Genomic DNA, 7,495 nt, shown 5'->3' with positions numbered 1-7,495 from the left:
CTGCCCGATTCTGCCGCTCAATTGCCAGAATTGGGACTTGAGGCAATGCAAAACTGTTGAAACTAGCAGCTTGGGCGATCTGAGTTGTTCCCAACCATCCCCAGCAACTAAGTAACAAACTAAACACCCATTTTGAGACAAATTTAGCACGTGGATTCTGAGATTTTAGGTTTATTTTAGCTATCAGCAGGAAGCTACCTTATGGTAAACCGCCTTGAGGAGGACAGCTTTTGTAGACGGTCTGAACTTTCACTAACTGCCCATCAGGTATTGTGCGATTAGCCAGGGTGTTGATGCTACCCCTTTTAGCTATCAGCCAAAAGCCTAACCCACGGGAAGTTGCCCAAGCTGGTATCTTGTGCTATCAGCTTGACAGCTAATTACTAAGTCCAGATAACCCCAAATACCAGAGCTAAAAAGGCTCTAGTTCGTTGTTAAGACTGCAACGAAGGTTTACTTCAATCAGCCGCAATCTTAGGGCGTCTGTGGGTGTCTGGGCTGTGTTGGTGAATCTATAAAGTAGTCCTCCTATTGTGGCCCTGATCCTGTGGTCGGCGCTCTGACAACTCTGGGCAGCGCTGTCTCACCGTACAGCCAACAGGTACGCTCTCGGGCTGAAAGCTTCTGATCACCAATCTAATCTAAAATCTCCAATTCCTCCGATCGCAATCTTTAGGTAGAAAACTTACTAACAGGAAAAGATTCTGATAAGATAACTGAGGTGGGAATCTGAAGTACCAGTCCTTCCCGTGCCATGATCGCCCCAGGAAATTTCGCAGCCGCTTGTTTCCCTACACAATCCAAAAAGTCATCATCGTGTGCGGGGTCATGGTGGTAAATCACCAGAGTTTTGACGTTAGCAGCTTGTGCCACTTTCACCGCTTCTTGCCAGGTAGAATGTCCCCAGCCAATTTTCGGGGATTTGGGGGAATAGTATTCCTCGTCTGTGTAAGTGGAATCGTAAACCAGAATGTCAGCATTACGAGCTAGCCACAGCACATTATCATCAAGTCGGTCGGGGAAATGTTCGGTATCAGTAATATAAGTAGCAGCACCACCACGCCAGTTGACGCGGTATCCTACAGCTTCACCTGGATGGTTTAAAGGTGCTGTTTCTACGGTAACGTCATCGATGTGGATTGGTTGCCCCGGTCGAATGTCGTAGAAATTTAAATTAGCTTGCATAATTTGCAAGGGTACGGGAAAGTTCGGGTGCAACATTTGGTCATTGAGGCGCTGTTCTATGGTAGAACCATCAGGTGCGATCGCGCCGTAGATATGAAAGTCATTCCCCTTCACAAATCCTGGGGTAAAGAAGGGAAAACCCTGCATGTGATCCCAGTGAGAGTGGGTAAAAAATATATGAGCTTCTAACGGCATTTGGCGCAATAAAGATTGCCCCAAAACATGTAGTCCCGTGCCAGCATCGAAAACTAAGCGTTTATCGCCCGCTTGCATTGATATGCAAGGGGTATTACCGCCGTAACGAACGGTGTTTGGCCCTGGGCTGGGGATGCTGCCGCGAACGCCCCAAAATTGTACGGTAAATTGGTTCTCTATCCTAGACATGGGTATTGCTTGCTGGACTGAGCGGGCGATAAGTGGAAAAATTGCTACTTATTTTGTCTAAGTTTATGCTGTCTCACCGATTCTGCTATAGGGAGGATTTCTTGGTAAAACAGCATACCCTGTTTCTGGCTGATTGTGTAAATGTGAATGAAATACTCTCAAGAATTTTCCAGTTTTTTGGGTGAATGTGTATCGGTTATTTCAAGAGTGCCCCTACGTTATAGCCTACATTTTTCTCTGATGCATTTAAATAATTTTAGTTTTATCCTGATAAATCAAATGATTCACGGAAAATTGAATTCCCACTCAGACAATTTATTTAGCCCATCTGCGTAAGTAAGATTGTATTGTAACGGAGTTATACTGATGTAGTTTTTACGTACAACATGCACATCTAACGGTACATTTTGAAGCAGATTTAATCCGGTTGGGGGTTCCACATCCTCAATTACCTCTCCGGTTAACCAGTAGTACGTTTTTCCACGAGGATCAACTCGTTTATCAAACACATCAATGTAACGCCGCACTCCTTGACGGGTAAGAGTAACTCCGGCAATTTCTTCCCACTTAAGGGCAGGAATATTAACATTGAGCAACATTAAATCCGGCAGGGGTTTTTGGGCTAACTGGTTTACGAGAATTTTGGCGAACTTAGCAGCAGGTTGAAAGTCTTTAGAGATATGACTAATAAGACTCAGTGCTACACTGGGAATGCCTTCAATTAAACCTTCCATTGCCGCCGAAACAGTGCCGGAATATAAGATTTCAGTTCCCAAATTCGCACCTTGATTAATGCCAGAGAGAACTAAATCAGGGGGAGTATCTAGCAAAGCCCATAGCGCCAATTTGACGCAATCTGAAGGCGTACCATCGCAAGCCCAAGCCTTGACAGCAGGATGAAAAATCCCTTCAACAATTTCGGCGCGAATGGGTTGGTGTAAAGTTAACCCGTGTCCAGTTGCCGATCGCTCTCGATCTGGGCAAACTACACTCACATCATGGCCTGCCTCTGCCAAGTAGTTGGCTAGGGTACGAATACCCAAGGCAGAAATGCCATCATCGTTGCTAATTAGTAATTTCATAGTCATTGGTCATTGGTCATTGGTCATTGGTCATTAGTTATTTGTTATTTGTTATTAGCCATTTGTCAATGTCTGAGGTCACAAGCAGCAAAAAAACATACATACTCACTAGTACAGCACGGCGGAAGTTTGCCTATCTTTAACAAGAGGCTTTCAGCTCCTTGTCTAGTTAATTGAGATGTATGTTAGCTGGATATTGAGATGTTACCTGGATTTATGCCAAGCTGTACTAGTACCGCAAGGCAGAGTTCAAAATTAAATAAGTCGGAAGTCGGAAGTCGGAAGTCGGAAGTCGGAAGTACAGTTTTGTAACGGGGATTTAGCGCAAAGTCAGAGCATCGGCTTTTGGCGATCTGTTAGCGCAGCTCTCTTCGACGCAGCGAAAAGTCGGAGCGGCGGTTCCCGCCGATCTGAACTTTTCAAGACAGGAGCGTCACTTTGCAAGACAGACCCCGCCTAAGATACTTGCGTGATTTTTGAACCGGGGGACTTAAACCCACCAAATTTGTTAAAAATTCGTTTTGAAAAGTTCTAATGGTCGGAAACCTCCCCTTTGGCTGATGTTAATGGCATAGCTGTAAGTTGATTTATCGAGCAGCTCACAGCTTTTGACTATAGACTAATGACTAATGACTAATGACCAATGACTAATAACTAATGACTAGCAATTTAGAAGCTCAACTTTTAGCACTGCGGCAGGAAGGAGAAAAAGCGATCGCAGCCGCCGACACCCTAGAACGTCTAGAAGAACTCAGAGTTAACTATCTGGGTAAAAAAGGGGAACTGGGGGCGCTGTTGCGAAGTATGGGGCAAATGAGTGCAGAGGAACGGCCAAAAATTGGGGCGATCGCCAATACAGTCAAAGAATCTTTGCAAACTAGTCTAGACCAGCAACGCGTCGCCTTGGAAGCCGCGCAAATTCAGGTACAACTAGAGGCTGAAACTCTGGATGTTACTATGCCGGGAATTTACAGCCCCCAAGGTCGCATTCATCCCCTCAATGGAATTATTGACCGGGCATTGGATATTTTTGTCGGTATGGGCTACACCGTGGCTCAAGGGCCAGAAATGGAAACAGATTACTATAATTTCGAGGCTCTTAATACCCCGCCTGACCACCCCGCCCGTGATATGCAAGATACCTTCTACCTGCCAGATGGTAATCTTTTACGGACTCATACCTCGTCAGTGCAAATTCGTTACATGGAAAGAGAAGAACCACCGATTCGGGTTGTGGCTCCAGGGCGAGTTTATCGGCGAGATAATGTAGACGCGACTCACTCGGCTGTTTTCCATCAAATAGAACTTTTAGCCATTGACGAAGGACTAACTTTTACAGACCTCAAAGGCACAATTAAGGTATTTTTACAAGCAATATTTGGCGATTTACCAATTCGCTTTCGCGCCAGTTATTTCCCTTTTACTGAACCCTCGGCTGAGGTGGATTTGCAGTGGAATGGGCGCTGGCTGGAGGTAATGGGCTGCGGTATGGTCGATCCAAATGTACTTAAGTCTGTGGGCTATGACCCAGAAGTTTATACAGGGTTTGCTGCCGGTTTTGGTGTAGAACGCTTTGCAATGGTGTTACACCAAATCGATGATATTCGTCGGTTATATGCTAGTGATTTGCGATTTTTGCAGCAATTTTAGGCATACGTAATAGTTAATCTACTGCAACCAAGGTAACAATAGATAATGACCTCAGTCTCCAGGTTAGATCAAGTTCTAGAAAGCATCGAAAATTTATCAGTAGATGAACAAGAAGCACTAATTGATCTGATACGTCATCGGTTAGCAGAACGGCGGCGTTCTGAAATTGCTGCTAATATCGCTCAAGCACAGGTAGAATACCAGGCGGGTAAAGTGTTCCGTGGAACAGTTACTCAAATAATGGATGAGTTACGCAAGTGAGAACTGTAGTTCTGGCATCATCGTTTAAACGAGCATTTAAGCGATTGGTAAGACGACAGCCAGAATTAGAAGAGCGAATTGAAGAGCGGTTAGCACTACTAACCGCCGATCCATTTGATCCACTGTTGCAGACCCATAAGCTTAAAGGCAAACTATCTGGAGCTTGGGCATGTTCAGTAGATCATGATTGTCGTATTGTCTTTAACTTTTTGCAAAATATAGAATCTGGTGAAGAGGAAATTTTGCTAATTGATATTGGCACTCATGATGAAGTTTACTGAGTTGTAGGTGCTGTTCAACTGATTGGGAGAGGATTGAGGCAATGCACAATGAGGATATTGATCTTTCTGATATTCCAGAAGTGACTGAAGAACAGATGAAACAAGCACTGCTGCGGGTTGGCGGAAAACCTACTGAACGGTTTCAACAGCGTAGTAAACGTCTAACACTTGAGGAATATTTGAAATATGACGATCGCACGGATAGCCAATATGAACTGGTAGCAGGTGAGTTAGTTGCAATGCCACCTGAAAGTCCAAAAAATGTCCAGATATCTCTATTTTTGCTGGTAAATTTCCTCAAGTTCGTCCCAGTGAATCGGTTAAGTAACAAAGTTGAAATTGTTGTTGCTGGTTCTCGTGCGACAACTCGCATTCCTGACTTAGTTGTGCTGACGGATGAACTTGCAACAGCTTTAGAAGGCGCAATGCGATCCACAATCACCCTAGATATGCCACCTCCAGCATTAGTTGTCGAAGTTGTTTCTCCTGGGAAAGCTAACGAAGATCGGGACTATCGCTACAAACGTTCCGAGTATGCCGCAAGGGGAATTGCTGAATATTGGATTGTTGATCCACAAATAAATGCAGTTACCGTACTGATATTAGTTGACGGGTTTTATGAAGAAACCAGATTTACAGGAAATATAGCGATCGCTTCTACTATTTTTCCAGAGTTACAGCTAACCGCAGAGCAAGTACTCAACGCCGGAGAAAGCAATATCTCAAATACGCAGACGATCAGCGTCCCAGAGTAAAATGTAGTAAATAATTCCTACCCAAAATTCATGCCATGAGCCGATGGCGTTTTTACCGCAGGATGCAATAATCGCAGAAGAAAAGCTAACTAAGTATCTGCTTGTGCCGTTGCCAAAAGACGATAAATCTAAATTTCTGGCTAGGGCTGGGTACACATTAGACAACTGGCAACAACTGGAACGGGATCTACGCGCTCAAGTTTTAACGCAACCTGCCGAGGCGATCGAAACAACTCGCTATGGTCATAAATATGCCATTCGTGCGTGTCTGCGAGGGATTAATGGCGTTGAACTCAATATTTTAACCATTTGGATAGTTACAAACAATACAACCAAATTTATCACCTTAGTGCCAGATCAAGGAGCGAATTCATGAAGGTACAGTACCCCCTATTCTCTCAAGTTGCCTTAGCGCAAGACTTACCAGAATACAACCTGAAACGAGGGAATGTTGCAACAATTGTAGAATATTACCCCATGCCTGAAGGGGAAGAGGACGGGTATAGTCTGGAAGGGTTTGATTTGCCCGATGTGACGATTGAAGTACCAGCATCTCAAATTATCCCCATTGCCCAGTTGCAGCAAGAAGAAATGATTTTAGCCAAGTTACGCCAGCTATCTGGAGCGAGGTTGTTACAATTACAAGATTATCTCGATTTTCTGTTGCAAAAAGAAGAGTCTGAGCATCAGAGTAGGTTAAAATCTCCCACCTAAGTATTTGGCGAGAAAATCTTCCAACATTTTTTAGCTTTGGTGTTTACTGGATTAAAAATATTAAGGTGGTCGGTGAATTACACTAACCACCATGCGTGAAACTTTATTTAACTATTCCTGAATGACCGGGGATATCTGCTAAAGGTTCAAATCTACCGCCTAAGTATTTGGCGAGAAACTCTTCTGCGATCGCAAAGAAGTGCAGCCGATTTTCTGGTCTGGCAAAACCATGTCCTTCATCGCTATAAAGTACATATTGCACTGGTAAACCAGCCTGTTGCATTGCGTTGACAATTTGATCGCTTTCTGATTGTTTCACTCGCGGATCGTTTGCACCTTGACCGATAAGTAAAGGTTTTTGAATTCGGTCAGCCAAAAATAAAGGCGATCGCGATTTCAGAAATTCCTCTTCCGTGTCCAAATTACCGACACGATGATAAAGCATTGCCTTCAATGGTTCCCAATAAGGCGGTATAGTTTCTATCAAAGTAATCAGGTTACTTGGCCCCACAATATCCACACCAGCAGCAAAGATTTCTGGTGTAAAAGTTAACCCTACTAGAGTGGCGTAACCACCATAAGAACCGCCCATAATCGCAATCTTTTGCGGGTCGGAAATGCCTTTTTCTACCAGCCAGTTCACGCTGTCAATCAAGTCGTCGTGCATTTTAGCAGCCCATTCTCGATTTCCAGCATTCAAAAATGCTTTACCGTAGCCAGTGGAACCGCGAAAGTTCACTTGCAGAACAGCATAACCCCGGTTAGCTAGCCATTGCGCTGTGGGAGAAAAACCCCAAGTATCCCGCGCCCAAGGGCCGCCGTGAACAAGTAATACTGTTGGTAGATTCTGGGTAGGTATTCCCACAGGGGTTGTCAGGTAACTGTGGATAGTTAAGCCATCCCGCGCTTCGTAAGAAATCGGTTGCATTGAAGCTAACTGCAACGCTTCGAGTTTGGGTTGGTTGCTAAAAAGGAAGGTGCCGGTTTTTGACTCTCGGTCATCAAGGTCACGCCGTTTGAATCGCTGCGCGAGATCAACGAGACGGATGTGCGGGCGCTGCATTTGTATTTGAAGGGGTTGTCTGCGGTAAAGGCGGGGTGAACGGTGTCGTTCAATGCCACGCGTCACCGGTAAGCCCGATTCAGCTTCCATCGGTTTTCGACAGAGGGCTACTCCGCGGTG

Annotated in this window: 9 protein-coding genes and 1 pseudogene; 6 read left to right on the top strand and 4 right to left on the bottom strand. The window is 44.7% G+C overall.

Going from position 1 to position 7,495, the window contains the following annotated elements:
- The 3 genes and pseudogenes from LC574_RS17655 to surE form a co-directional block, all read right to left on the bottom strand.
- Positions 1–127 (bottom strand): annotated as a pseudogene (locus LC574_RS17655) (Photosystem II extrinsic protein); the annotation flags it as partial.
- A 545-nt stretch (positions 128–672) separates the two neighbouring features.
- Complete coding sequence (locus LC574_RS17650; protein ID WP_229454705.1) at positions 673–1,569, bottom strand: MBL fold metallo-hydrolase; 897 nt, start codon at positions 1,567–1,569, stop codon at positions 673–675.
- A gap of 284 nt (positions 1,570–1,853) precedes the next feature.
- The gene (gene surE / locus LC574_RS17645) at positions 1,854–2,651 is read right to left on the bottom strand and encodes a 5'/3'-nucleotidase SurE (protein WP_229454707.1); all 798 of its coding nucleotides are present in this window, start codon (positions 2,649–2,651) and stop codon (positions 1,854–1,856) included.
- A 657-nt stretch (positions 2,652–3,308) separates the two neighbouring features.
- On the opposite strand from surE, the gene pheS reads away from it, so the two are divergent.
- The 6 genes from pheS to LC574_RS17615 all read left to right on the top strand — a co-directional run bounded on the left by pheS (position 3,309) and on the right by LC574_RS17615 (position 6,312).
- A complete protein-coding gene (pheS, locus tag LC574_RS17640) occupies positions 3,309–4,301 on the top strand; it encodes a phenylalanine--tRNA ligase subunit alpha (RefSeq protein ID WP_012407694.1) in 993 nt (330 codons plus the stop codon).
- A 45-nt stretch (positions 4,302–4,346) separates the two neighbouring features.
- Complete coding sequence (locus LC574_RS17635) at positions 4,347–4,562, top strand: hypothetical protein (protein ID WP_229454704.1); 216 nt, start codon at positions 4,347–4,349, stop codon at positions 4,560–4,562.
- Positions 4,559–4,843, top strand: a complete 285-nt coding sequence (locus LC574_RS17630) for a type II toxin-antitoxin system mRNA interferase toxin, RelE/StbE family (protein WP_229454703.1) — start codon at positions 4,559–4,561, stop codon at positions 4,841–4,843. The genes LC574_RS17635 and LC574_RS17630 overlap by 4 nt, the downstream gene beginning before the upstream one ends.
- Positions 4,844–4,938: 95 nt before the next feature.
- Entirely contained in the window at positions 4,939–5,598 is a 660-nt protein-coding gene (locus LC574_RS17625; RefSeq protein WP_229454706.1) for a Uma2 family endonuclease, read from the top strand.
- Between the two features lie 43 nt (positions 5,599–5,641).
- A complete protein-coding gene (locus tag LC574_RS17620) occupies positions 5,642–5,974 on the top strand; it encodes a DUF6883 domain-containing protein (RefSeq protein WP_229454702.1) in 333 nt (110 codons plus the stop codon).
- On the top strand, positions 5,971–6,312 hold the full coding sequence (locus LC574_RS17615; RefSeq protein WP_229454701.1) for a DUF4926 domain-containing protein: 342 nt from the start codon (positions 5,971–5,973) through the stop codon (positions 6,310–6,312). The genes LC574_RS17620 and LC574_RS17615 overlap by 4 nt, the downstream gene beginning before the upstream one ends.
- Positions 6,313–6,415: 103 nt before the next feature.
- Here the strand turns inward: LC574_RS17615 and LC574_RS17610 are convergent.
- On the bottom strand, positions 6,416–7,495 hold a 1,080-nt coding region (locus LC574_RS17610; protein WP_229454700.1), incomplete at its 5' end, for a S9 family peptidase.

This window comes from Nostoc sp. CHAB 5715 (assembly GCF_020829685.1).
Taxonomy (GTDB): Bacteria; Cyanobacteriota; Cyanobacteriia; order Cyanobacteriales; family Nostocaceae; genus Nostoc.
This window is presented reverse-complemented; position numbering and strand designations above follow the sequence as displayed.

Excerpts from the sequence above, each read along its gene's own strand:
- LC574_RS17620 (WP_229454702.1), top strand. The coding sequence starts at position 5,642 with ATGGCGTTTTTACCGCAGGATGCAATAATCGCAGAAGAAAAGCTAACT.
- surE (WP_229454707.1), bottom strand. The coding sequence starts at position 2,651 with ATGAAATTACTAATTAGCAACGATGATGGCATTTCTGCCTTGGGTATT.
- LC574_RS17615 (WP_229454701.1), top strand. The coding sequence starts at position 5,971 with ATGAAGGTACAGTACCCCCTATTCTCTCAAGTTGCCTTAGCGCAAGAC.
- LC574_RS17650 (WP_229454705.1), bottom strand. The coding sequence starts at position 1,569 with ATGTCTAGGATAGAGAACCAATTTACCGTACAATTTTGGGGCGTTCGC.
- LC574_RS17635 (WP_229454704.1), top strand. The coding sequence starts at position 4,347 with ATGACCTCAGTCTCCAGGTTAGATCAAGTTCTAGAAAGCATCGAAAAT.
- LC574_RS17625 (WP_229454706.1), top strand. The coding sequence starts at position 4,939 with ATGAAACAAGCACTGCTGCGGGTTGGCGGAAAACCTACTGAACGGTTT.
- pheS (WP_012407694.1), top strand. The coding sequence starts at position 3,309 with ATGACTAGCAATTTAGAAGCTCAACTTTTAGCACTGCGGCAGGAAGGA.